The following is a 23,537-nucleotide window of genomic DNA, read 5'->3' as shown; positions in this document are numbered from 1 at the left end:
CCGGATTAGGTGTTCAGGCCCTTTTTGCAGCCCGCAACACCTAATCCGAAGCACTCGCTTCACCCTTGTGCGGTTCCGTGTTCTCCGCAGTCGGGATCCGTTGGTTTCGGGTAACGCGGGTGGTAGCGCCATTCGGGGCAGGAACAGCCCGGATACCGGTTTGTCCGCCTATGCCAGTGACTTTCCGCCCCCAGCGCCACCGCATCCCGAAAAGGTTCGTTGGTGAACATGGTGCCTCCTAGTGGGCCTGACCGTCCGGCTGCGCCTCGGCCTCGGGTTTCTTGAAGAGGAAGGAGTGGGTAATCGAGAGTTCATCGGGCACGGAGTGGGAGATCAGAACCACGATCTTGTTGCGCGCCCATTCGTCCAACTCGCCGATGAGGGCGTCAATGCCTTGGACATCCATCCCGTTGAAGGGCTCGTCCATGGCAACAATCGGGGTATCGGCCACCGTGCACATCAAAAGCCAAAGTTTCCTGACGTTGCCCGTCGACAGCATGGAAACAGGTTGCTCGGCCCAGCTTTCCAGTCCGTAACGTGCCAACCGGGCTAGCCCCGCGTCAGGACCGACGCGACGGCTCCTGGCAGCGAGGGCCAGATGATCGTGAACGGTCATGGAGGGGAACAGCGCCGGCGCCGTTCGGCAGACACTGCGAACTTGGCGTGCGTCGGCGGAACCGGCGTCGATATCGCAAAGCCGGACGCTCCCCGACCACGGCCGGAGGAATCCGCTCAGCAACTCAAGGCAGGTCGATTTGCCGCTGCCATTGCTGCCCGCCACCCGGTACAAGCCGGGAGACGTCATGCTGAGGCTGAGTCCTTCAACGACAGGTGAACCCTGCCGGTAACCCACAGTTACAGAGTCAATCTCGATCGAAGGCTCAAAAGGCGTTGGCGCAAGCATACGGCGGCTCCGAGGGTCAAGAAGGTGGAATAGCCCAACAACATCAAGGTGCTGAATCCAGGGCTGACGATAAGGGTGAAAGAACACGGGGAGACGAGCAAAAGGGTGAGGACAGCGTCCATGATGTCGTTGGATTTGGTGCCGTCAGTACTGGCTGACGGGCTAGATAGCGATTCCGCGACGACGCCCGCCGCAACGACAATTACGCTCGCGAGGACAGCGCCGGGGGCTAAGACGCCCAGAGCCAGGTATGCCGCCCAGAAGACAAAGCCGCCAATCGCGGCGCTCAACATGATGTAGGTTCCTATGAGTCTGGCGGCAATGGCTGTCGCAGAGGAACCGTTCTCCCACGCGAATCGGTAGTGATAGAGCTTTGCCGTGGGACCGATGCGCTGAAGCATCGGCTCCGTGACCGCGAGGCTCAAAAGCACGGAGATCCCGAGAAGAGACCTGGTCAGCTCCGCCTCGCCAACACTCGAATGAAGAGGCAGGATGGCCCGGGCACCGAGCAAGATCCCGACAACCGCAAGCCATGCGAGGACGATCGTGCTGACCACTGTGCCTTGTTTGCTGCTGAACATGTCAGTGATGACGAAACGTGCGAGCCCCGACGATCCCCGGCGGGCGGCGGGGCGCTTCGAAGATGCCGTAAGTGAAATGCCCAGGTATGAGAGTCGCCGCCAGGTGCGCCCGCCGAGCGCGAGAAGCAGCCCGGCAGCAAGCAAAACAAACACTGTCAGCGAGGGAAGGAAGGACATCCCTTTAAAATCACGGCCATCAAGCGGTCCGACGAAAGGTGCGAGGAATCCGGTGACGAACCCGAGAATTACTCCGAAAACCATGGCTATAAGGCAGTACTTCCAGTGCAGGCCTACCCGCCGGACGGGAACAGAGGCGAAATAGGCCACGGCGTAAAAGCACGCGCTGGAGACAAATATCAGTACAGCGATGGACGCTGCTGCGAGCTTGGCGTATGCAACGGATTGCTCGAAGAACACCACAAGGAACCACGCCCACGAATACCCCAGAAGACCGATCCGACGGAAAACAGGAATAAGGCCGTATCGGATGACGACCTGGTGGAAAGGCAAGTCCAATGCCCTGAAGAGCTCCACGTGCGGGCAACCCGAAACGGACAGGCGCCGGCTCGAAATGATGTCACCCAGAGTGATCGCGGTTCCGGCATAAAGAAGGCCAAGGAATCCCCAGTTCAGTACGGCTTGTGTGTCCTCGCGAAGGGGCCCATCGCGGAGAACCGACAGGGTCGAGAAGAACAGGAGTGTGCCCAACACGAGTGCGGCAAGCGACCCGAGGGCGGTGATTGCCTTGAAACCGTCCAGCGTCACCGGTAAGCGCAGTGCGTTGACGAACTCAAATGCCCGGAAATCCCGAAGGGTCCGGTAGTCCGCCTTCCAATCCTGTTTGGGCACGTTCGCTGTGCTCCCAAGCTGCCGCTCGACGTCGTGCACTGAGGTTTTTGTGTCCATCGGCGCCTAGAACTTGCTTTGCGGATTCTTCTTCTGGACGGAGTCCATGAAGGTCACCAGGGTCAGCACCGCGAGACCGAGCTCGCAAACGACGGCGATTACCGACGTCGTTCCTTGGAACGGGACCGCGGATCCCGCGCCGAGGGCTGCCGCGTTCGAAAATCCGGCGAGTGCGAAGACCGCCGTTTTGAGCAGCAACCATTTTCGGGCGGGACTAAATGCCGCAATCAAGGTAGCGGCCACTCCGAAGATGAAAAGGACGGCGACCATTGAATTCCGCAGAACGAGCGGATCGATGTTCCTGAGGCCAACCGGGGGAGCGGCGGACCACAGGAGCGTCGCGGATATTGCGGAGAGGACGGCGGCAAGGAGGCCGACGATCCGAAGGAGACGGCTAAAGAGCTGGGTAAGCATCGGAACTTTCTGGCTCGGAGATGGTTTCGGGCGGCTTAGCCGACGGCGACGATGGATGCCAGGCCAATGGCCGTCAGCACCACGAGGACTTTCCTGCCCGGCGGGAAATGGCGCCAATGACGGAAGAAGAAGGCCAGGACGAGGATCGCCATGGACGGGAAATAGACCCAGTACCCAGGGACGTCACGCGGTTGGACCACGCCGAAAACCACGCTGAAGAGGTTTACGGGAATGGTCGAGAGAACGGCGATGACAAAGAATGCACCTACATTGAATCGTCCGGCGACGAGGCATTTTGCGGGGATTATCCGCTTGTCCAGCACGGAGGCCAAGGAGAAGTACAAGGCGATGATCACGGCGTAGACAAGGAAGAACACCACGGTGCCGACCGTCATCGAAAGCTGCAGCAGGCGGTCGTCACCAAGCTCGGATTTCACGTCCTCCGGCACGCGCGTGCTGAGGTGCTGCCTGGTCAAGGGAAGCCGCAAGGCTACCAATGCCATCATGATGAGGTACGCCGCGATCCAGAGGAGGCACGATGTGGCGATCCGCTCTGGACCGCGTGATGGCTCAGGCCGCAGCTTCCCGACGGTTGCCACGTTGATGACGGTCTCGGATTCCCGATTGTTGCCGGTTCCGGTCATGAAGTCTTCCCCTTTAGGTCTTCAGGTGAATCACGATGGCCTCGATGGCTGCACCGAGGACGATCAAGGCAAGGGCGATGAGAAGGGTTCCCAAGGAACGGGCGGTGTCGTTGATGAAAGACGCCACGGTGGCGGGCTCGCGCTTGAAGGCGAGCCTCTGGACGAGCCCGGCAGTTGGCTGGAAACCTGCCGTTGCCGCCATGACGAGGCCGAGGAATTCAAACGGCACGTACCAGATCACGTCCGCGAGGAGGTTGCCGCCGCCTACGGAATGCACTCCGAGGGAGACCGTTGCGCCGACATAGAGGGCAAGGATTCCGGCTCCCACAAGAGTGGTAAGGCCGAGCGTCGCGATGCCCGAGTAGAGCACCAGGGCCGCCCCGACATTCCGTGTGAGGATCTGCACGAAATCCTTGCCGTACAGCGGGCTTCCTCCCATGCCCCGGGCGTCCCGGATCCAGGAGGTATCCATTGCCGCGTAGCCGAAGAACGCGATGGCAGCCATGATCAACCCCGTGCTTGGGAGCAACCACCCAGGGATGCTCCCAAACACGCGTGCTGTCTTAACAAGCATTGATTAGGCGACCGCTTGCGCCCGACCGATGCGGAAGAGAATGCCCCGGGCGGTAGCGATCAAGGCACCGGTAATTCCGGCTCCAAAGACCGCACCGATCACGACGAGGGCCCAGCCTCCGACTTCGATGGCCTGCATGATCTGGGAGGCGGCCGCGGCGGAGATGCCAAGGGATCCCGCGATCCAGGAAACCGCCATGCTTGCCCCGAAGATACCCACCACGGCGATCGCGGCCGCAGCCGCCGCCTGTAGGCCGGTCCTCTTCGTCATTGTTGATTCCACGTTTACCCCTTTTTTCTGAGAGATGGTTGCCAGCGGGTTGCTGGTCCTGAAATGCAGCGGCCCTGTCCTACGAGGGCTGCCGACAGTTCAGATTCTCTCGGTGAAAATGGGGGTCTAGGTGTGGAAAGGGGCGGAATTGGCCCAATCTAGGGGTAAACAAGCGTGATCTAGGTGTAAGAAGAGGCCCGTCTAGGTGTAAATTCGCCAAAACACCTAGTTGGGGGTCGGGGACAGCGACGTGGCCGGGTGGGATTGGCGCTCCGTGGTGTTGCGAGAAGTCTTCCGCTAGCCGTGCACCAACATCGCAGAACACCTATTTGGGAGAATTGCCACTCAAATTCGGCCGAACTGCCACCTAAATTCGGATCCTGCAGCACCTACTCGCCAACGTTGGCCATAGCCTGCTCCCACAAAATTCTGCTGATTTGACCTACGTGAGCATAGGCACAGCCATGGGCATGAAGGTTTCCAGTTTTGACGATGAAGGGCCGCACTGGCCGTTCGCCACAATGTACTTCAGCCTCTGGGCGTTCTTCTTGTCTCTGGTGTCCCTCGGGGTCGCGGGAATAGTGAGAAGCCGGCGCAGCCGCGGCGGCTAAGCGAATGTCACCGCCGTGTTGACCGGGCCTTGACGGGCGAACCCACGACGAATGGCCGCGTGTTGACCGCTTTGCTCGGAGGGACCGCCGGGGTGACGTCGGTTGCGGTCTCCTCCACCTCGACAACGGATCCGGTTCCGAGCCCCCGGACGGTCCAACCTTCCGCACGCCACACCGCGGCGTCCAGGACGTTTCGCGCGTCCAGCACCATCCGGCGTCGTACGAGTTTTCCGACGGCGGCGGGTGACAAGTCGCGGTATTCGTCCCACTCAGTGAGCAGCAGCACGAGTTCCGCGCCTTCCAGCGCACGGTTGGTGGAAGCCTCGAAACGAAGCTGCGGGTAGCGCATCCAGGCGTTGTTGATCGCTTTGGGATCGGTCACTGTGACGTGGGCGCCTGCGGCAGCGAGCTGGAGCGCGACGTCCAAGGCGGGGGAGTCCCGGGTGTCGTCCGTGTCAGGTTTGAAGGCGGCGCCCAGGACCGTGACGGTCCGGCCGGACAGGAAACCCTTGCACATGTCGCGAGCAACGAGCACGGTGCGGGAACGCTGGGCGAGGTTGATGGAGTCCACCACGCCCATCCACTCGTCCACGGAGGGTACTGACAGAGCTTGTGCCTGCGCTCGGAACGAACGGATGTCCTTCGGCAGGCAGCCGCCGCCGAATCCCAGGCCGGCGTGCAGGTAGCGGTTGCCGATGCGCGGATCCAGTCCCATCGCCTCGCTCAGTTCGGCGACGTCGGCGCCGGACGCGTCGCACAGTTCGGCCATGGCGTTGATGAAGCTGAGCTTCGTGGCCAGGTAGGCATTGGAAGCGGACTTGATGAGCTCAGCCGTGGCAAAATTGCAGACCAACCGCGGAATACCGGCGGTGATCAGCGGTGCGTAGACGGCGTCGAGCGCGGCGGTGACCGGAAGGCCTGCAGCAGAATCCTTGCCGCCGGGCACGCCGTAGACCAGCCGGTCCGGAACCAGCGAGTCCTTCACGGCGGTGCCTTGGCGCAGGAACTCGGGGTTCCAGCCGAGCTGGACATCCGGGCGGCGGGCAAGGATCCCACGGAGCATGTCCACTGTTCCGACGGGAACAGTGGACTTGCCGACGACGACGGCGCCCCTCGCCAAATGGGGGAGCAGGCTCTTCGTCGCTGCGATCACGTAGGAAAGATCCGCCGTGTCCGAGGTCTTGGACTGCGGCGTGCCCACGCAGATGAAGTGCACTGACGCATCGGCGGCATCGGCGAAGTCAGTGGTGAAGGTGAGCCGCTTCGTCGCGAATCCGTCCCGGAGGAGTTCGTCAAGGCCGGGTTCATGGAACGGGGCGAAGCCCTTGTTCAGGTGGGCCACTTTTTGGGCGTCTACATCGATGCCCACCACCGTGTGTCCCATCGATGCGAGAGTGGCCGCATGCACGGCGCCGAGGTAACCGCAGCCGACGACGGAAATTTTCATGCCGGGAGTCCTTTGCTGGAAGTAGCGGGGAAAGTCGGATGGATTTTGGCCACCGGGTTGGCCGGTGCGGGGAGCTCAGCGAGGACCTCACCCGAGATGACGGCCTCGTAGTGGTTCACGAGTTGGGCGCTCAGGACGGGCCACGTCCGCCCTTGGACCGAAGCGAGGGCCGCCGTTCCGAACGCGCGGCGCTTGGCGTCGTCGCCCACGAGGTCCTGGACATAACCGCGCAATTGGGCGAGGTCGCCGGGCTCGTAAAGCCAGCCCGTCCGTGAGTTTTCCACGAGGTCGAGGGGACCGCCACGGCCTGTGGCGACCACAGGAACCCCCGAAGCCATGGCCTCCTGGATGGTCTGGCAGAACGTTTCGAATTCGCCCGGATGGACGAAGAGATCAAAGCCGGCTACGGCTTCGGCGAGCTCTTCGCCGCCGAGGAACCCAGTGAAGACTGCTTGTGGCAGTGCGGCTTCAAGTGCCGTGCGTTGCGGGCCGTCGCCCACGATCACCAGTTTGGTTCCCGGTAGATCGGCGAGCACGGCGAGATCCTCCACCTGCTTTTCCACTGCGAGGCGGCCCACATAACCGATGACGCGCTCGCCGTCGGGCGCCACCGAGGCGCGCCACGCCGTCGAACGCTTGGCGGGGGAGAACCGCGCGGTATCCACACCGCGCCGCCACATGCCCACCCGCAAGATCCCGCGGCCGCGCAACTGATTGAGCGCGAACGTGGACGGGACCAGTGTCCGGTCTGCGAGGAGGTGGATGTTGTCCACCCGGTTCCAAGCCCAGTTCTCCAGGATCGGCACGCCGTACCGTCCGGCGTAGCTGGGAACCTCGGTCTGGTAGATGGCCACTGTGGGGATGCCGAGCTGATGCGCCGCTTGCACGGCCCGCCAACCGAGCACGAACGGTGATGCGAGGTGAACGACGTCCGGTGCGTAGTCGGCAAGGATTCTCTTGACCCGATTCACACCGCCCAACGCCACCCGCACATTCGTGTAACCCGCCAACGGCACGGACGGCAGACGGTGAACATACGCCCCGTTCACGACGTCCGAGACAGCAGTGTCCGACGTCGACGGCGCAATCACCATTACTTCGTCGCCGCGCTCCTGAAGGTGCTCCAGCACCCGAAGGATGGAGTGGGTAACTCCGTTCATGAGCGGCAGGAATGATTCGGCAACCACAGCGATCCTCACACCTCAACGGTCCGCTCGGCGGTTGGCGGGGCGGCGGAATGGGCATGACGCGAAGGGGAAGGTTTGGTTAACAACGCGATGTTGCTGCTTGAAGTAGCACTTCGCGGCAATTGCGGACACAACAGTGCCCGCCGACCCGGGTTGCCTATTGTAAGTTGATTGAAAACACTGAGGGCGGCTACCGAATGTAGCCGCCCTCAGTTGTTCATGGCCCCGACTTCAGGATGTCCGGCAGGACATCGACGAAGACCGTCTGGGGCGGCTCGTAGTAGATGACCAGGACCTCATCGCCCACGTTGAATACACTTGTCTTGTCGAACGGATGGGCATGGAAAGCGCTCGTCCCTCCGTGGAACGGAAGCATCACTTCGCCCACGGTCCCCGGTCCGATGCGTCCCGTTACCCGGCCTATCTTGCCGGTCAGGCTCCGATCAACCTCTTTGTGCATGGAAACCACTGAGCATCACGATCACTTGGCATCGGGAGCTTTGGGGTGAGTCGGCGGTACCTTGCCGTTCTTGAGCGCGCCGGTTATTGACGGTAGGAAGCTCCCCACCTGAGACAGGATCCCGCCCACCATGCTGTTGAGTCCCTCGCCGCCATTGAGGACGGTGAGTTGGTCCACGTGGGCGAACGGCTCGGCAGCGGCCGCGACAATCGCCGGCATGTTCTCCGCCAACTGCTGCGAGATTACTGCCTCTTGGTTGGTTCCTAGTGCCTCGGCACGGGCTTTGATACCGTCGGCTTCCGCGAGGGATTTGGCCTTGATGGCCGAGGCGGCCGCGTCACCGCGGGCCCTCGTGGCCGCCGCTTCGGCCTCACCGGTGACCTTGGTGGCCCCGGCCATGGCCGCCGCTGCCGACGCGCTTGCCTGCGCTTCGACTTCCACGCGACGCGCATTGGCTTGCGCTTCGAGCTCGGTGCGCCGAGCCCTTGCCTCGGCCGCGCTGATATCTGCGGACTTCTGGGCTTCGGCTTCCGTTCGCAGTGCATACGCTTTGGCGTCTGCCGGCTTGCGAATGGACGTCTGGAGCTTTTGCTCCTCGCGATCGGCCTCCAACTTGGCCACTTCGGTTTCCTGGACAACCACTTGCTGGCGCGCCGTCGCGTCCGCCAAGGGCCCGGCCTGGGCAGCGTTGGCGCGTGCAGTTTCCGCGTTGGCTTGCGCAGCCGACTGCTTGATCGCGGAGAGGCTCTGGGCGTCCGCGATCTGGGCTGCGGCTTCGGCTTCCTTTTCGGAGGCCTCGCGGTTCCGCGTGGCCTCCGCGATGCGGGCCTCCATTTTCACCTGGGCAATGTGCGGCTTGGCGAGGTTCTGGATATAGCCCGTTGGGTCCTGGAGGTCCTTTATCTGGAGGGAATCAACCACCAAACCGAGTTTTTCCATTTCGATTCCGCTGGCACTGCGGACCAATGACGCGAGTTTGTCCCGCTCACGAATGATTTCTTCCATGGTCATGCTGCCAATAATCGAACGCAGGTGTCCTTCGAAGACGTTGTAGACCTGGCTTTCCATTTTGGGCTGCTGGCCGAGAAACCTCCTCGCCGCATTCGCGATGAAAGCCGGGGCGTCGCCGATCTTATAAATCACGACGCCCTCGACCACCACTTGGATGCCCTGGGAGGTCACGCAGTTGACCTGGAGTTCTGTTTCATTCAGCGTCAGGGACAACGTCCTGACGGTCTGGAGTCCTGGAACGACCAGCGCACCTTTTCCGGTGACGATTTTGAAATCCATTCCGTCCCGCTCAAGCGTTCCCCGGGTGAGTCCGGAAATGATGAGCGCTTCATTCGGTTCAGCTACCTTCCACGTCAATCTGATCACCAGCCTGATTACGGCTATGGCGACGACCACCCCCAAAACGATTACAAGAATCGGCAGATAAGCAGCAAGGTCGAGCATGACTGTCCTTTCAACGACTAGCACTCAAGCGGCTCGTGTAGTCAGTCTGCTGCCCCCCGCTCCAGTAGTCCAGCAAATTGTTAACGGAAGATCTCCGGCGCGAGTGCCCTTAGGAGCGCGTTTCCACCAGCGCTTCGGATGTTTGTCCGTACAGCCAGTCGTTGTACTGGAAATCGCCGTCCTTGCGGCTCTTGAAAAGGAGGTTCCGCAACACACGCGCGACCCCGGAAACGTGCCAGGATTCGCCCCAGACCCGGGCGGTCCGCTGGACACGCGCAGTCCGTCCTGCGCGGGCTACGTTGAAATCGCTGATGGCGAGGTCCCACGCCCGGGCGTTCACGCCGTCGTCGGTAAAGACGGAACCGAGGGTGGAGTCCTGCAGCGCAGCGGCGTCTTCGAGCGCCTGGCACGCTCCCTGGGCAAGGTATTGGAGCATCGGGTGGGCGGCGTCGCCCATCAGCACCAGTCGGCCGTCGATCCAGTTTTCGATCGGCTCGCGATCGTACATGGGCCAGCGGATACCGGTGGCGAGATTCTGCAGGGCTGCCTGGACGGCGGGGATGCAGTCCCGGTAAGCGGCCTCGAGTTCGTCCACTCCACCGTACTGTTCTTCGCCGCGGTCAAAGGACGGAGACTTGAAAACGGCTACGGTGTTGAGCAGTTCGCCCTTGCGGAGCGGATATTGGACAAGGTGGCAGTCCGGTCCGAGGTAGACGATGACGTCCTCGAGGTCCGCGGCTGGAGTTTCGTCCGTGATGGGAACCGTTCCGCGGTAAGCGACGTACGACGACGACACTGGCCCGTCCTGCGTGACTGCGGCCCGAAGGGTGGACTTGAGCCCGTCCGCGCCGATCACGACGTCGGCCTCGTAAACCTCGCCGCGGGCCGTGTGCGCGATGCCCCGGCCGTTCACCGTCTCCACGCTGTCGACGACGACGTCGTTCACCAAGCGGACGCCGGCCTGCTGGCAGGCTTCCAAAAGGATCCGGTGCAGGTCGCTGCGGTGGATCACTACGTAGGGAGCGCCGTACCGTTCTTCGAATTCGCCGCCGAGGGTCTGGCGGGTCAATTCCTCACCGGTGAGGGCATCGCGGAACACCAGGTGCTTGGGGCGGACGCCTATTTCGAGGGCCTTCTCCAAGAGTCCCCATCGCTTCAACACGCGGGAAGCGTTGGGCGCCATTTGCAGGCCCGCACCCACCTCGCCGAATTCCGGGGCCCGTTCTACCAAGGTGACCTCGGCGCCGTTCGAACGGAGGGCCAGGGCACCGGCGAGGCCGGCCATTCCTCCGCCGACGACGAGGACTTCAGTGGACGGTGTGCGGTCAGACATTGCTAGCTCCTACAGAGGTGGTGTTTGTGGAATCGTGTGGTGTGGTTCGCGCGTTCTTGATTCGGGCTCCGATGACTCCGAGCAAGATCGCGGCGACGCCCGCGGCCCCGGCGAATGCGAGGAAGTTTGAATTCACGCCCAAGCCCGCCACGAGCAAGAGCCCGCCGGCCTGGGGAGCGGCAACCGCGCCGATGCGTCCGACACCCAGAGCCCAACCAAGGGCCGTTCCCCGCAGGTGGGCCGGGTAGTGGCTTGCCACTGCGGCGATGATGAGGCATTGGGTTCCGTGGGTGCCGACTCCGGCGAGCACGAGCATGAGGTAGACGACCGCTACCGGCGGCCCGGCTACTAGGACAGCCAGCGCGACGGCGGCGACGGCGGCTGCCGCTATCGCCGTCGGGACCGGTCCGAAGCGGGTTCCCGCCCAAGCGGTCGCAACCGACCCGACGACGGCTCCGAGGTTGAGTGCCAAGGCGAAAGTCAGCGCCGATCCGAGGTTGTAACCGGCCAGCTGCATCAAATTGGGGAGCCACGTGCCGAGTCCGTACCAAGCGAAGAGTGTCACCAAAGTGGCGACGGCAAAGAGAAGGCTCATTCCAAGGTGCGGGGCCCGGAGGAGCGACCTGAATCCGACCGGTTCGGCTGGTTTGGCGGGAGGCAGCGTCTCCGGCAGGAACCGCATGCCCAAGGGAACGACGACGAGCAAGGCCACGGCCGCAACAAGGAACATCACAGGCCAGCCGAAGGCCGGGATGAGGGGAATGCCCGCCAGCGCGGCGATTGAGCCGCCGATGGGTACGCCGGACATCATCAAGGTGGCGATCGTCGAGCGCCATTTCGCCGGTACCATTTCCGCGACCAAGGCATTGGCCGAGGGAACAAGTCCACCGAGGCCGATGCCGGCGAGCAGCCGCAGGCCTCCGAAGGCGTACGCGTTTGGGGCGAAAGCGCAGAGGATGGTGAGCGCGGAAAACACGGTGGCACACAGGATGATGGTTCGGCGTCGGCCCCAACTGTCCGACATCCGGCCGGCGAAAATGGCTCCGATCATCATGCCGACGAAAGCCATCGAGCCGACCGTTCCAGCAGTGGCTTTGCTGAGGCCCCAGCCGGTGTCCGTGATGAGCGAGGACTGGACGGTTCCGTAGACGATGAGGTCGTAGCCGTCGAACACCACGAGCAGCCAGCAAACGAGGACGGCCGCGGCGGATCGCCTCGAGAAGGAGGCTGGGGAATGCGGGGAGACCCCGGAAGGGTGGCGCCGTTGGGTCCGCTCCGGCGCTGCAGCGGAAGGGGTGTGATTCATGCCACCACTGTGGCGGCGGTCGCTTCCTGTTCCCAATATAATTCTGTTGTGCAGAATCTTCCGGCGCGTAAAAAGCCTGCTTACTCCATCGAGGCAGTGGACAATGCCTTGCACCTCCTCCAGCTCTTGCGGGACGGTGGCAGCTTGCGGCTCAAGGATGCCGCGGCCGAGCTGGATGTTGCACCGTCCACTGCCCACCGGCTGCTGGCCATGCTGGTGTACCGGGGGTTCGCGGTCCAGGACGAGACCCGCCGCTACGTGCCTGGGCCTGCGATGGGAGTCGGGCCGGCCGGACTCAGCTGGAGCCGGCAACTTCGCTCTGTGGCCCAACCGCACATGGAGCTCCTCAGCGGCCGTATCAACGAAACCGTCAACCTCATGGTCCGTGTCGGCACCAAAGTCCGGTTCCTCGCGACGGTGGAGGGGACCAGTGCCTTGCGCGTGGGGGACCGGCAGGGAACGGTCCTTCCGGCCAACAAGGCTTCAGGCGGCAAGGCGATGCTCGCAGAATTGGAGCCGGCCATGATCGAGCAGCTGTTCCGCAGCCACAACGCCGAGATCGGCGGCGACAACATTCCCGACGCCGAGTACCCGGCCTTCCTCCGCGAGCTGGAGACCATCCGGAGCAACGGATTCGCCGCGAACTTCGAGGGCACGGAGGAGGGAATCAGCGCGCTCGGCGTGGCTTTGCACAACAGGCACGGAGTCGCCGTCGGCGCTTTGAGCGTTGCGACGCCGGTGGCACGGTTCCGCAAGCTGTTCGACGGCGGCCTCGTGGCTATCTTGCGGGAAACGCAACGTCAGCTCGAGATCGATATCGCCGCCAATCCGGCCGAGCCGGATTGAATCATGCACCCTAATTCTGTTCTGCAGAAATTAATGGAGATCACTTCCCGCTGTCCCTAGGGTCTGGAGTACGCAAAACCAGTCCGTACTCCCCAAGGAGGGCCTTGTGTCCGTCAGCGCCGATAACACAACCCATCATTCAGTTGCGGCGGGGCACGTCGTTCCTGAGCCCACGCCCGAAGAAGCAGCCCAACTCGAGCAGCTGTACCGGGACTTTGACAAAGAAAACCTGATCCCGCTGTGGACGGAAATCGCGGACTTGATGCCGATGGTTCCCTCCCCGAGGGCGGTGCCCCACGTCTGGCGGTGGAACGACCTCTATCCCTTGGCCGCACGCGCCGGAGACCTCGTGCCTGTGGGCCGGGGCGGCGAGCGGCGGGCGATCGCCCTGGCGAACCCGGGGCTGGGCAGTACCCCGTATGCCACTCCGACGCTGTGGGCCGCGATCCAGTACCTCGGCGCCCATGAAACGGCCCCGGAGCACCGTCACTCGCAGAACGCGTTCCGCTTCGTCGTCGAAGGCGAAGGCGTCTGGACCGTGGTCAACGGTGATCCGGTCGCGATGCGCCGCGGCGACTTCCTGCTCACTCCGGGATGGAATTTCCACGGCCACCACAACGACACCGACCAGCCCATGGCCTGGATCGACGGCCTGGACATCCCGTTCGTCCACTACGCCGACGCAGGATTCTTCGAATTCGGCACGGAACGCGTCACGGACGAAGCCACTCCGGACATTTCCCGCTCCGAGCGGCTCTGGGCGCATCCGGGACTTCGGCCCTTGTCCGGGCTGCAGGACACCGTGAATTCCCCGATCGCCGCGTACCGCTGGGAACACACCGATGCTGCCCTGCGCGAGCAGCTTCTTCTCGAAGACGAGGGGCACCCGGCCACCGTCTCACAGGGCCACGCCGCCATCCGCTACTCGAACCCGACCACCGGCGGGGACGTGATGCCAACCATCCGTGCCGAGTTCCATCGACTTCGTGCAGGGGCCTCCACGGAGACGCTCCGTGAGGTCGGTTCCAGTGTCTGGCAGGTTTTCGAAGGCACCGGCACCGTCGTCTTGAACGGCGAGACCCGCACCCTGGCCAAGGGCGACCTGTTCGTCGTTCCGTCGTGGGCGGCCTGGTCACTGCACGCCGAGAGCGAGTTTGACCTCTTCCGATTCAGCGACGCCCCTATTTTCGAACGCCTTAACTTCAACCGCAGCTACACCGAAGGACGCAACAAATGAAACTCCTTACCCTCCGCATCTCCCTCGAGGGACAGCCAGGTACAGTGGCGGTGCGCCAGGACGGTGACGTCCTGACGGAGATCGACGGGTTCGCCGATGTCGGGGCCCTCCTGCAGGATCCCGCCTGGGAGACCACCGCTGCGGCGGCCAGCGGCGCAACGCACGCGCTCGACGGCGCCGACCTCGCCGCCGTCGTGCCCTCACCGGGGAAGATCATCTGCGTCGGGCACAGCTACCGCAACCACATCAAGGAAATGGGCCGGGAAATCCCGGAGTACCCCACGCTGTTCGCGAAGTATTCGGAATCGCTGATCGGTCCCAACGATGACCTCGCGCTGCCGCAGGAATCGGACACGGTGGACTGGGAAGCCGAGCTCGCCGTCGTGATCGGCAAGAAGGGGCGCCGCATTAGCGAGGCGGACGCAGTGGACCACATCGCAGGGTACGCGGTCCTGAACGACATCAGCATGCGCGACTACCAATTCCGCACCGTCCAGTGGCTGCAAGGCAAGACCTGGGAAAACAGCACCCCCTTCGGTCCGGCCCTTGTCACGAAGGACGAGTTCACGGTGGGCCCGCTCATGTCGTCCGCGGTGGACGGCGAGATCCAGCAGCAGACTCCCACAGGGGATCTCGTGTTCACGCCGGAATTCCTGGTCTCCTACATTTCCACGATCATCACCCTGAACCCAGGCGACGTCATTGCAACCGGAACTCCCGGCGGTGTGGGCCACGCACAAAACCCCAAGCGCTACCTTCAGGAAGGCCAGGTCCTGGTCACCGCTATCGAAGGCCTGGGCCAGCTGACGAACCGCGTGGTCAAGGAAGCCTGATGGTCGCCCGCCACGACCTCGCCACCGACCCGGGCCTGCAGGAACAACTCCTGCAGGCCCGGCGTGGGACAGCCTTCTTCGCCCGCAAGCTCAACGAACTCTCCGACGCGGAGCTCGACGGCGAGTCCCTCCTGCCGGGCTGGACCCGCCGCCACGTCGCGGCCCACATCGGCTACAACGCCCGGGCCCTCGCCCGTTTGATTGAATGGGCGGCCACTGGAGTTGAAACCCCCATGTATCCATCCGTGGCGGTGCGGGATGAGGAAATCGAGTTCGGCGCAACCCTGCCACCTATCGCGCTGCGCAACCTCTTCGACCACTCCGCCGTGCACCTGTCCGTGGAGTGGCGGGATCTTCCCGACGACGCGTGGCGGCACACCGTCCGGACCATCCAAGGGCGCGAAGTGCCGGCGTCGGAAACTGCCTGGATGCGTTCCCGCGAAGTCTGGGTACACGCCGTCGACCTCGCCAACGGCGCAACCTTTGCCGACATACCCACCCCGGTTCTCGAGCGGTTGCTGAAGGACATTACGGGTGCTTGGCAGGCGCGCGGAACGGATGCCGGCCTGCTCGTCACAGTTTCCGGTACGGAACTCGCTTTCGGAGATCCGGACGCCGCAGTTGTGGTCGCTGGTCCGCTTCCCGACGTTGTTGAGTGGGCCACAGGGCGCGGGAACAGCGGAGTGACCGCGAGCGAGGCCGGGCGCCGCGAGCCGGTACCGTCGCCACCTGCCTGGATCTGATTGTTGCGGCGCTTGTTGAGCGCAAAAAGATGGTTGGCGCAGCTCCGGGCTTCATCACCGATAGAACTGCACCAACCGCTTTTCTGACTATTCAGGTTTAGCTGTAGATCCTACTCATCGGCGGCTCCTGTAATCCCGGGACTAACTCGATCCGGGCCCCTCCACGACCTGCATGCGTCTACTGCGAACACTCTAATTTTACGGCTGACCCGTGCAAAAAGCGCGCCGGGATCGCTGGACGACGGATCGCAGGACGTGAGCTCCGGTTGGCGGCTCCCTCGGGCGCCTCCCGAGGGAGAGGGTTGCGCCGTGGCACGATAGAAGGCGATGAAACTGCGTGCTGATCAGACCGGAAACCGTGGCCTGCCGATGCCTTTGTGGCTCCAAGGCGCACTCGAATCGGCCCAAGCCGCCTTCATTTCCTCGCTCGTGGTGATCCTGCCCCTCCTGGGTGTCTGGGCCACGGACGGATTCCAGAACCGCAGCATCGATTTCCTGGCTCGCTTGGCGGGACAGACCTGGCTGCTGGTGAACGGTGTTCCGCTGCAGCTTGCCACAGTCAATATCGGGACGGCGGGACTGCCCGGGTCGGGTGTGCTTTCGCTCATTCCGCTCGGCTTGACCCTGGTGCCGTTCCTCCTGGCCTGGCGCGCGGGCCGTCGACTCGCCCGCGCCTCTTACTCCGATCAGCTCTGGCAGGCGTTCTTCGGAGCCGGACTGGTTTACGCTGCGTTCGGTGCGGCCACCGGATTCATCTGCCGCACCCAGGACGTGGTTATCAATGTGTGGCTCGCCGCGTTGATACCCCTCATCCCTCTCTGCTTGGGCATGGTGGTTGGCGCCCGGCGGGAGTCAGGCTCCTGGAGCCGGCTTATCGGCGTCGACGCTGTGGACTGGCTAGCGCGAACGAGTCAACATTCCCGCTGGGCCGGCTCCTATTTCGGCTCCGCCCTCAAGGCCGGGTTCGTTGCCATCATGGCAGCCCTGACGCTTTCGGCACTACTCCTCACGGTCGACCTCCTGATGCACTGGACGGACATCATCGCCGTTTATGAGGGCCTGAAAGCCGGCGCGCTCGGGGGCGGAGTCCTCACGATCGCCCAGCTCGGGTACTTGCCTAACCTGGTTGTATTCACCTTGGCGTGGGCGTCCGGTTCCGGCTTCTACCTCGGCGTCGGTTCACACGCAGGGCCGCTCGGCACCGCTGTCGGGCCTTTGCCTGCCATCCCGGTCTTTGGCGCACTGCCCACCGGCCAGCTCGATTTCGGCGCCGCGGCGCTCGCGCTGCCCGTCATGGCGGGCTTGCTCGCGGGCTGGTGGTTCCTGCGCGAGGGCGAGAACCACTTCGACGAATGGCTCTCCATCAAGATCAAGGCGCGCTGGTTCACGGCACCCGTTTCCACGGTGTTCCTCGGAGCGCTCGTCGGAGCGGCGGCAGGCGCGATGGCTGGCGTGTTCGCATGGCTGGCGCGGGGTTCGGCCGGTATCGGCCGCCTGACCGAGATCGGTCCCGACCCTCTATGGACGGCGGTGTGGGTCGCCGCGGAAGTCGGCATCGGCGTCGTGATTGGTTACTCCGTGGGTCCCTGGCTTGAGCGGCGCCAGAAGCTGCGCGAAGCGGACCTTGACGTCCCCGCGTACGACGGCGACCGCAACTAAGCGGCGCATCGCACCTTCGCGTGCGGCTAGCGCAGCTCGGACGGGACGGAGTTTTGGAAGTCCACGAGGCACGAGTCCTGGGCCTGGAGCGTCAGGGCACCCCGTGAGCAGTCCTGGAAGGTCTGGATTTCCCGGAAGAAGAAGGCAGTCGTCAGGATCAGCAGGCCCATGATGGCCGTGACTGCCAGGCCCGAGATGGTGCCGAACAGCACGAGGCGCGACTGCTTGAAGCGCACCGTACGGACGAGGACCACGATTCCCAGGACCACGGCGATGACAGCGAGGATGGCGCTGAGCCACACGTAGCTGATGTTGAGAAGGTAGACGAAGACCGAGCCAAGCACCGAGAGAAGGAATGCCCGGAAAATGGTCCGGGTTACCGCAAGCGCTGATTTGGCAGCCTCGCTTTGCTGATGGTGCTGCGGGCTTGGTCCAACGCTTGAATTCATGTTTTCCAGCCTACGCGAGCCGCCCATAAGCTAGTGCAATGCGCATTGTTGTCCTCGTCTCCGGCACCGGTTCCAATCTCCAAGCAGTCATCGACGCCGTGAAGGCAGGCGAACTGGACGTCGAGATCGCCGCCGTAGGCGCCGACAGGCCCGGCACCTACGGCGTCGAACGCTCCGCCGAGGCCGGGCTGGATACCTTCGTAGTGAACTTCAAGGACTATGGCGACAGGGCCGACTGGAACTCTGCGCTCACGAAGGCTGTTGCCGGATATGAACCGGACGTTGTTGTTTCATCCGGGTTCATGCGGATTGTGAGCCCGGAATTCATCGATGCATTCGACGGCAAATACCTCAACACCCACCCCGCTTTGCTCCCGGCCTTCCCCGGCGCGCACGGCGTCCGCGACGCCATGGCTTACGGGGTCAAGGTCACGGGATGCACCGTGCACTGGGCGGACGCCGGGGTGGACACCGGGCCGATCATCGCCCAGGAAGCCGTCGAGATCCTGCCGGAGGACACCGAAGACACCCTCCACGAACGCATCAAGGTAGTGGAGCGCAGGCTCTTGGTCCGGACTCTGGCTGAGCTGGCAGCGGGAAAGCGCGTTTAGGTTCCTGATCGCGCGAGACACCCGCCCTCTCAACTGAGCTACCCGCGGGCCTCGATTGCCTTTCGCAAGAACCCGCCGGCATCCTCCAGGGCGCTCTTGGCTTGCCCTGGTTCAACACCGGTCAGCACCACCAGGATGGCCGCCTTGACCGAGCCGCCCACGGAATCCAAGGCTCGGATGGCCGTATTGGCGTCGACGCCCGTGGCATGTTGGACAGTCCGTTGGGCTCGCGCGAGGAGTTTGTTGTTGGTGGCGCGCAGGTCCACCATGAGGTTTCCGTAGGTCTTCCCAAGCTTGACCATCGTGAGGGTGCTGATCATGTTGAGGACGAGTTTTTGGGCGGTTCCCGCTTTGAGCCTCGTCGAGCCCGCTACGAATTCGGGTCCGACCACGACGTCGATCGCGACGTCGGCCAACTTGCTGATCGGCGAATCGTGGTTGCAGGCCAGTGAAGCGGTGAACGCTCCCCGGCTGCGGGCTTCCTCGAGGGCACCGATCACGTAGGGTGTCCGTCCTGACGCCGAAATCCCGACGACGGCGTCCGCTTCCGTGACTTCGATATCGTGCAGGTCCCTGGCCCCGGCCGTCGCATTGTCCTCGGCGTATTCCACCGGTTTCTGGATGGCTTGGGGACCACCGGCAATGATCGCGACAACCAGGCCCGGGGGAGTACCGAACGTGGGCGGGCATTCGCTCGCGTCGAGGACGCCGAGCCGTCCGGCCGTCCCGGCTCCCACGTAGAGCAAACGGCCACCTCGCGCGAGGCGCTCCGCGACGGCGTCGACCACCGCGGCGATCTGCCCGCTTGCTTGTTCCACGGCGTCGGGAACACCGCGGTTCTGCTCATTCATGGCGGCGACGAGCTCGGACGTGCCCATCGTGTCCAGTTCACTGAGCGCCGGCGAAGCCATTTCGGTTTGTAGGCCCGCGAGTTCGGAGCGCAGGTCCCCGAGCCTGTCACCGCTGGAAGAAGGAACCTGGGTTGCGTCAGATTGTTCGGTCACGGTGGATGTACCTTTCCTGAAGGAGCCCGCGGCGGTCCGCTGCGAGGGCGGCCCCGTCCATTCCGTCGCCGAGCGCCGCAACCACCTCAATCCCAGCCGAAGCGAGGGCGTTCTGCAAGAGCCGCGCGAAGAACTCTGATTTCACCACTCCTCCGAGCAGTGCAACGTGGCGGGTCCCTCCGCACGCGAGGGAAACCGTGCGGACCAGGAGGGCGCACGCTTCCGCCAGGATGGAACGCGCGACGGCGTCACCCGCCTCCGCTTCCTGGAGCACCACGGGCGTGAATCGGCCCATTGACCGCGAGGGGTTGTCGGATCCCGCTAGCCACGCTGGAAGTTGGGCCGCCGAACCAGCCAGCGCGGAAGCCGCCGTGAGCAGCGAAGTGGCCGGGCCGCCGTCGTACGCGTGAAGTGCCGCCTGCAGGGCGGCCTGGCCGATCCACCGTCCGCTGCCGAGGTCGCCCAACAGCGGTCCCCAGCCATCGGCGCGGTGGAGGGTCCCGGCGTCGTCGAAACGGAAGGCGACGGCTCCCGTGCCCACGATCAACACGGTTCCGGGTTCTCCGTTCCAGGCGCCAAGCTGCGCGGCCGTGGCGTCGGACAGGACGGCGGCAGGTGCTCCGAACCGATCGGCGAGTACGACGGCGAGCTCCCGCGACTGCGCCGCGGAAGCCTCCACGCCTGCCACGGCGGCACCGATTCCGCGCAGCGAAGTTTCGGGAAGGCCAGAAGGAAGCATCGCGACCGTTTCGACGAGGAGTTCGAACGCTACGTGCGCCCCGTCGTCCGTGCCAAGGCCCGGAAAACCGTGGTGGTCCGCGGACCCCAGGACTGTGCCGCCCTGTCGCAGTTCCACGCGGCAGCGGCTTTTGCCGATGTCTGCCACCAAGATTGCGTCTCGGGAATCCATGGCCCCACCCTATGTCGTGGGCGTCAGGATGTCCGGAAACCGGTCGCAAAAAACGAAGGGGACCACAACAAGATAAACTTGGCCGTATCCCCAGCAACCGCGCATTCCCGCGATATAAGACGGAGACTTTTGTGAGCTTGACGCAGCTTGACCGTGTTCCCATCCGCCGTGCACTGATCTCGGTTTACGACAAGACGGGGCTGGAGGAGCTCGCGAAGGGCCTGCATGCCGCAGGAGTCGCGATCGTGTCCACCGGTTCCACGGCGAAGAAGATCGCCGCCGCTGGTATCCCGGTCAAGGAAGTCGAAGAAGTCACTGGTTCCCCGGAGATGCTCGACGGCCGCGTGAAGACGCTGCACCCGCGCGTTCACGGCGGCATCCTGGCTGACCGCCGCGTGCCGGCACACATGGAGACCTTGGCCAAAATGGAGATCGAGCCTTTCGACCTCGTCGTGGTCAACCTCTACCCGTTCGTCGAGACCGTCCGCTCCGGCGCGGAGCAGGACGACGTCGTCGAGCAGATCGATATTGGAGGCCCCGCGATGGTGCGGTCGGCCGCGAAGAACCACGCCGCCGTCGCGATTGTGGTGGACCCGAACTTCTACGGGGCAGTCGTTGAGGCGGCAGCTGCCGGCGGTTTCGACCTGAAGACGCGTCGCCGCCTCGCCGCGAAGGCTTTCGCCCACACCGCGAGCTACGACACTGCGGTTGCCACCTGGACCGCGAGCCAGTTCCTCGACGAAGACGGCGACGGCGTCATTGACTGGCCCGCGTATGCCGGCTTGGCACTGGAACGCTCCGAGGTCCTGCGTTATGGCGAAAACCCGCACCAGCAGGCGGCCCTGTACGTGGACAAGGCTGCGCCTGCAGGCATCGCCCAGGCCGACCAGTTGCACGGCAAGGCCATGAGCTACAACAACTTCGTCGACGCCGATGCCGCCTTGCGCGCAGCGTTCGACTTCTCGGAGCCCGCGGTCGCCATCATCAAGCACGCCAACCCCTGCGGCGTTGCTGTCGGTTCCGCCGACGCCGCCGATCCCATCGCCGACGCCCATGCCAAGGCGCACGCCTGCGATCCCGTGTCGGCTTTCGGCGGCGTGATCGCGGCGAACAGCATTGTCACGGCTGGAATGGCGCAGACTGTGGCCGGAATCTTTACCGAGGTGGTCATCGCTCCGGGCTTCGAACCCGAGGCCGTCGAGATCCTTTCCAAGAAGAAGAACATCCGCCTCCTCGCCCTCCCGGACGGCTACGGCCGCTACCCGACGGAGATCCGCCAGGTTTCGGGCGGCGTGCTGGTCCAGGAATCGGACAAAGTGAACGCCGACGGCGACAACCCCGCCAACTGGACGCTCGCAGCCGGCGAAGCCGCAGACGATGCAACGCTGGCCGACCTCGCTTTCGCGTGGACCGCATGCCGCGCTGCCAAGTCCAACGCCATCCTCCTCGCCAACAACGGCGCAGCGGTGGGCATCGGCATGGGCCAGGTCAACCGCCTGGATTCGTGCAAGTTGGCCGTTGAGCGCGCCAACACTTTGGGCGTTCAGGTGGAGTCCGACGTCGATGGCGCCGGCGGTGCGTCCAACGCCGACGCGAGTGGCGCCCCCGAGCGTGCCCGCGGTGCCGTGGCAGCTTCCGACGCGTTCTTCCCGTTCGCCGATGGCCTGCAGATCCTGATCGACGCCGGGGTCCGAGCCGTGGTTCAGCCGGGCGGTTCGGTCCGTGACGAGGAAGTGATCGCTGCGGCAAACGCTGCAGGAATCACCATGTACTTCACGGGCTCACGCCACTTCTTCCACTAGGCGGTATTCGCTCTAGCAAAAGATGGACATGTCCCCTCTTCCCGAGGGGACATGTCCGTTTTTCGTTGTCAGCAAAGGACATATTCGGAATATGTCCGCTGCTGACAGCCAGCGCTGAGCATGTCCAGTGTCCATCCTTAGCGCTGAGCATGCTCCTTGGGGGCGAAGTGCCGAGCCAGCTCAGGACTCCGATGCTGCCTTGTAGGCTTCCCGGATGACTGAGCCCCAGTAAGGGCCGTAGATCACTGGAGGTCCGCCGGTGTAGCCGTAGCTTGTGATGGAGTTCTGGTAGCAGTCATCGTCGGAGTTGACCATCCACGGTCCGCCGGACGATCCGCCGGTCATGTCGCAGGGAATGCCCTGAGCCTTGAATTGCGGATTGATGGCATCTTTGGTGGCATCACCTGAACAGCTTTTGAGCGATTGGCCGTCGAACGGCGGGGCGGCCGGGTATCCGTACGCTTTGTAAGTCAGACCGCGGTCCATGTTGAATTCAACCCCGGAAGCGCCTACGACGTCGGCCAGGTGCTGGCCGTTGATGGTCGCCGTGACGGCGAAGCCAGTGTCGTAGCGGATATCGCCGGCGGTGCTCCACTGCTTAGTGGTGTAAAGGGCCTTTGCGGGCCAGATACCGTATGGAGCGGTGCCGTTGAGGTAAGCCGGGACGAAGACGAAATTCCGGACGAAAGCTCCCGGGCCTTCATTGACACAGTGGCCGGCGGTGGCAACAGTGCTGTCGTTGTCCGACACCACGGCGTTTCCGGAACATACGTAGTTAAAAGCACCCATCGAGAAGAAGACTTTGCCGACGTGGTCGATCGGGTCTTCATTCTGGTGCAGGCTCGTACCGCCTCCCTTGGATGTGCCCGCGATCTTCTCCGGCGGACCGGTTTCGACGGCGGTGCTGGCGCTGCTTAGGGCGCCGCGGGCGAGTGCGGGCCCCGCGAGGACGTCGCCGGAAATTGCCGCGCGCATCCGTTCGGGGGTCCAATACGTGGAGGCGTCACCACTAAGTGACGAACTGACGAGCTGCAGCGTCCCAGGCGCCGCGAAGCTCGAAGCTGATCCAACAGGCGCGGCGTACGCCCCGCCAGCGGCGCCGAGGGTCAGAACAGCGAAGGTGATGAGGCTCAGGAGACCGGTGATGGGGAATGATTTCTTTGTCATGATTGTCCTGCCAATCGCTTGGGGCCATGTGTTGTCGGCCACAGTTTGACGCATTGAACCTACTCCGATTCGGTGTGTTGGTACATAAGGCGCGGTTGTCGAATTGGCGGATGGTCGGGGCATTGCAGTCGCGGTAGGCGTCAATCCGGCGCCCTCAGGTAAGTTAGAGATGTTGAAATCTGCT

At 63.6% G+C, this 23,537-nt stretch carries 23 protein-coding genes; 7 read left to right on the top strand and 16 right to left on the bottom strand.

Translation table 11 applies throughout. The annotated features are described in order from the left end of the window. Positions 1-238: 238 nt before the first annotated feature. From E1809_RS12230 to E1809_RS12175, 12 genes are all read right to left on the bottom strand, one after another. Positions 239-904: an ABC transporter ATP-binding protein gene (locus tag E1809_RS12230; RefSeq protein WP_133204511.1), complete on the bottom strand. Its 666-nt coding sequence runs from the start codon at positions 902-904 to the stop codon at positions 239-241. Next, a complete protein-coding gene (locus E1809_RS12225) occupies positions 856-2,391 on the bottom strand; it encodes a hypothetical protein (protein ID WP_133204510.1) in 1,536 nt (511 codons plus the stop codon). Before E1809_RS12225 ends, E1809_RS12230 begins: the two co-directional genes overlap by 49 nt. A 6-nt stretch (positions 2,392-2,397) precedes the next feature. Further along, positions 2,398-2,805 carry a hypothetical protein gene (locus E1809_RS12220; RefSeq protein WP_133204509.1) on the bottom strand — a complete coding sequence of 136 codons (408 nt, stop codon included), beginning with the start codon at positions 2,803-2,805 and terminating at the stop codon, positions 2,398-2,400. Between the two features lie 35 nt (positions 2,806-2,840). Next, positions 2,841-3,449 (bottom strand): hypothetical protein, encoded by a 609-nt coding sequence (locus E1809_RS12215; protein WP_133204508.1) that lies wholly within the window; start codon positions 3,447-3,449, stop codon positions 2,841-2,843. Positions 3,450-3,462: 13 nt separating this feature from the next. After that, a complete protein-coding gene (locus E1809_RS12210) occupies positions 3,463-3,954 on the bottom strand; it encodes a hypothetical protein (protein ID WP_133204507.1) in 492 nt (163 codons plus the stop codon). A 72-nt stretch (positions 3,955-4,026) separates the two neighbouring features. Next, on the bottom strand, positions 4,027-4,293 hold the full coding sequence (locus E1809_RS12205; RefSeq protein WP_133204506.1) for an uberolysin/carnocyclin family circular bacteriocin: 267 nt from the start codon (positions 4,291-4,293) through the stop codon (positions 4,027-4,029). Between the two features lie 618 nt (positions 4,294-4,911). Next, on the bottom strand, positions 4,912-6,351 hold the full coding sequence (locus E1809_RS12200) for a UDP-glucose dehydrogenase family protein (RefSeq protein ID WP_133204505.1): 1,440 nt from the start codon (positions 6,349-6,351) through the stop codon (positions 4,912-4,914). Next, positions 6,348-7,550 carry a glycosyltransferase family 4 protein gene (locus E1809_RS12195; RefSeq protein WP_235835565.1) on the bottom strand — a complete coding sequence of 401 codons (1,203 nt, stop codon included), beginning with the start codon at positions 7,548-7,550 and terminating at the stop codon, positions 6,348-6,350. The genes E1809_RS12200 and E1809_RS12195 overlap by 4 nt, the downstream gene beginning before the upstream one ends. Positions 7,551-7,755: 205 nt before the next feature. Beyond that, positions 7,756-7,998, bottom strand: a complete 243-nt coding sequence (locus E1809_RS12190; RefSeq protein ID WP_133204504.1) for a hypothetical protein — start codon at positions 7,996-7,998, stop codon at positions 7,756-7,758. Positions 7,999-8,019: 21 nt separating this feature from the next. After that, on the bottom strand, positions 8,020-9,453 hold the full coding sequence (locus E1809_RS12185) for a flotillin family protein (RefSeq protein WP_133204503.1): 1,434 nt from the start codon (positions 9,451-9,453) through the stop codon (positions 8,020-8,022). A gap of 109 nt (positions 9,454-9,562) precedes the next feature. Beyond that, complete coding sequence (locus E1809_RS12180) at positions 9,563-10,786, bottom strand: FAD-dependent oxidoreductase (protein WP_133204502.1); 1,224 nt, start codon at positions 10,784-10,786, stop codon at positions 9,563-9,565. Next, a complete protein-coding gene (locus E1809_RS12175) occupies positions 10,779-12,092 on the bottom strand; it encodes an MFS transporter (RefSeq protein WP_133204501.1) in 1,314 nt (437 codons plus the stop codon). The genes E1809_RS12180 and E1809_RS12175 overlap by 8 nt, the downstream gene beginning before the upstream one ends. Positions 12,093-12,140: 48 nt before the next feature. On the opposite strand from E1809_RS12175, the gene E1809_RS12170 reads away from it, so the two are divergent. The 5 genes from E1809_RS12170 to E1809_RS12150 all read left to right on the top strand — a co-directional run bounded on the left by E1809_RS12170 (position 12,141) and on the right by E1809_RS12150 (position 17,410). Beyond that, entirely contained in the window at positions 12,141-12,938 is a 798-nt protein-coding gene (locus E1809_RS12170; RefSeq protein WP_133204500.1) for an IclR family transcriptional regulator, read from the top strand. Between the two features lie 106 nt (positions 12,939-13,044). Beyond that, positions 13,045-14,175 (top strand): cupin domain-containing protein, encoded by a 1,131-nt coding sequence (locus E1809_RS12165; RefSeq protein WP_133204499.1) that lies wholly within the window; start codon positions 13,045-13,047, stop codon positions 14,173-14,175. Further along, entirely contained in the window at positions 14,172-15,008 is an 837-nt protein-coding gene (locus E1809_RS12160; RefSeq protein ID WP_133204498.1) for a fumarylacetoacetate hydrolase family protein, read from the top strand. The genes E1809_RS12165 and E1809_RS12160 overlap by 4 nt, the downstream gene beginning before the upstream one ends. Beyond that, a complete protein-coding gene (locus tag E1809_RS12155; protein WP_133204497.1) occupies positions 15,008-15,751 on the top strand; it encodes a maleylpyruvate isomerase family mycothiol-dependent enzyme in 744 nt (247 codons plus the stop codon). Before E1809_RS12160 ends, E1809_RS12155 begins: the two co-directional genes overlap by 1 nt. Before the next feature lie 327 nt (positions 15,752-16,078). Next, on the top strand, positions 16,079-17,410 hold the full coding sequence (locus tag E1809_RS12150; protein ID WP_133204496.1) for a cell division protein PerM: 1,332 nt from the start codon (positions 16,079-16,081) through the stop codon (positions 17,408-17,410). A 26-nt stretch (positions 17,411-17,436) separates the two neighbouring features. On the opposite strand, the gene E1809_RS12145 is transcribed toward E1809_RS12150, so the two are convergent. Further along, on the bottom strand, positions 17,437-17,859 hold the full coding sequence (locus E1809_RS12145; protein WP_235835564.1) for a hypothetical protein: 423 nt from the start codon (positions 17,857-17,859) through the stop codon (positions 17,437-17,439). Between the two features lie 38 nt (positions 17,860-17,897). On the opposite strand from E1809_RS12145, the gene purN reads away from it, so the two are divergent. Continuing rightward, positions 17,898-18,470: a phosphoribosylglycinamide formyltransferase gene (gene purN, locus E1809_RS12140; RefSeq protein ID WP_133204494.1), complete on the top strand. Its 573-nt coding sequence runs from the start codon at positions 17,898-17,900 to the stop codon at positions 18,468-18,470. 38 nt (positions 18,471-18,508) lie between these two features. Here the strand turns inward: purN and murQ are convergent, their stop codons facing one another. Together murQ and E1809_RS12130 are read right to left on the bottom strand one after the other, a co-directional pair. Next, the gene (murQ, locus tag E1809_RS12135) at positions 18,509-19,474 is read right to left on the bottom strand and encodes an N-acetylmuramic acid 6-phosphate etherase (RefSeq protein ID WP_133204493.1); all 966 of its coding nucleotides are present in this window, start codon (positions 19,472-19,474) and stop codon (positions 18,509-18,511) included. Beyond that, positions 19,458-20,384: an N-acetylglucosamine kinase gene (locus E1809_RS12130; RefSeq protein ID WP_133204492.1), complete on the bottom strand. Its 927-nt coding sequence runs from the start codon at positions 20,382-20,384 to the stop codon at positions 19,458-19,460. Before E1809_RS12130 ends, murQ begins: the two co-directional genes overlap by 17 nt. Positions 20,385-20,515: 131 nt before the next feature. Here E1809_RS12130 and purH point away from each other — a divergent pair, with 131 nt between their 5' ends. Then, the gene (gene purH, locus E1809_RS12125; protein ID WP_133204491.1) at positions 20,516-22,186 is read left to right on the top strand and encodes a bifunctional phosphoribosylaminoimidazolecarboxamide formyltransferase/IMP cyclohydrolase; all 1,671 of its coding nucleotides are present in this window, start codon (positions 20,516-20,518) and stop codon (positions 22,184-22,186) included. A gap of 180 nt (positions 22,187-22,366) precedes the next feature. On the opposite strand, the gene E1809_RS12120 is transcribed toward purH, so the two are convergent. Beyond that, a complete protein-coding gene (locus E1809_RS12120; RefSeq protein WP_133204490.1) occupies positions 22,367-23,353 on the bottom strand; it encodes a trypsin-like serine peptidase in 987 nt (328 codons plus the stop codon). Positions 23,354-23,537 lie beyond the last annotated feature (184 nt).

Origin of the sequence: Arthrobacter terricola, from assembly GCF_004354015.1 — a bacterium.
In the GTDB taxonomy this organism is placed as follows: Bacteria; Actinomycetota; Actinomycetes; order Actinomycetales; family Micrococcaceae; genus Arthrobacter; species Arthrobacter terricola.
Note: the sequence above shows the minus strand (reverse complement) of the source record. Positions and strands in the feature narration are given on the sequence as shown.

Bases quoted from the DNA above. Each gene is read 5' to 3' on its own strand.
- E1809_RS12185 (WP_133204503.1), bottom strand. From the start codon at position 9,453: ATGCTCGACCTTGCTGCTTATCTGCCGATTCTTGTAATCGTTTTGGGG.
- E1809_RS12155 (WP_133204497.1), top strand. From the start codon at position 15,008: ATGGTCGCCCGCCACGACCTCGCCACCGACCCGGGCCTGCAGGAACAA.
- E1809_RS12215 (WP_133204508.1), bottom strand. From the start codon at position 3,449: ATGACCGGAACCGGCAACAATCGGGAATCCGAGACCGTCATCAACGTG.
- E1809_RS12180 (WP_133204502.1), bottom strand. From the start codon at position 10,786: ATGTCTGACCGCACACCGTCCACTGAAGTCCTCGTCGTCGGCGGAGGA.
- E1809_RS12190 (WP_133204504.1), bottom strand. From the start codon at position 7,998: ATGCACAAAGAGGTTGATCGGAGCCTGACCGGCAAGATAGGCCGGGTA.
- purN (WP_133204494.1), top strand. From the start codon at position 17,898: ATGCGCATTGTTGTCCTCGTCTCCGGCACCGGTTCCAATCTCCAAGCA.
- E1809_RS12205 (WP_133204506.1), bottom strand. From the start codon at position 4,293: ATGACGAAGAGGACCGGCCTACAGGCGGCGGCTGCGGCCGCGATCGCC.
- E1809_RS12220 (WP_133204509.1), bottom strand. From the start codon at position 2,805: ATGCTTACCCAGCTCTTTAGCCGTCTCCTTCGGATCGTCGGCCTCCTT.
- E1809_RS12130 (WP_133204492.1), bottom strand. From the start codon at position 20,384: ATGGATTCCCGAGACGCAATCTTGGTGGCAGACATCGGCAAAAGCCGC.
- E1809_RS12230 (WP_133204511.1), bottom strand. From the start codon at position 904: ATGCTTGCGCCAACGCCTTTTGAGCCTTCGATCGAGATTGACTCTGTA.
- E1809_RS12120 (WP_133204490.1), bottom strand. From the start codon at position 23,353: ATGACAAAGAAATCATTCCCCATCACCGGTCTCCTGAGCCTCATCACC.
- E1809_RS12225 (WP_133204510.1), bottom strand. From the start codon at position 2,391: ATGGACACAAAAACCTCAGTGCACGACGTCGAGCGGCAGCTTGGGAGC.
- E1809_RS12175 (WP_133204501.1), bottom strand. From the start codon at position 12,092: ATGAATCACACCCCTTCCGCTGCAGCGCCGGAGCGGACCCAACGGCGC.
- E1809_RS12160 (WP_133204498.1), top strand. From the start codon at position 14,172: ATGAAACTCCTTACCCTCCGCATCTCCCTCGAGGGACAGCCAGGTACA.
- E1809_RS12145 (WP_235835564.1), bottom strand. From the start codon at position 17,859: ATGAATTCAAGCGTTGGACCAAGCCCGCAGCACCATCAGCAAAGCGAG.
- E1809_RS12150 (WP_133204496.1), top strand. From the start codon at position 16,079: ATGAAACTGCGTGCTGATCAGACCGGAAACCGTGGCCTGCCGATGCCT.
- E1809_RS12210 (WP_133204507.1), bottom strand. From the start codon at position 3,954: ATGGCTGCCATCGCGTTCTTCGGCTACGCGGCAATGGATACCTCCTGG.
- E1809_RS12200 (WP_133204505.1), bottom strand. From the start codon at position 6,351: ATGAAAATTTCCGTCGTCGGCTGCGGTTACCTCGGCGCCGTGCATGCG.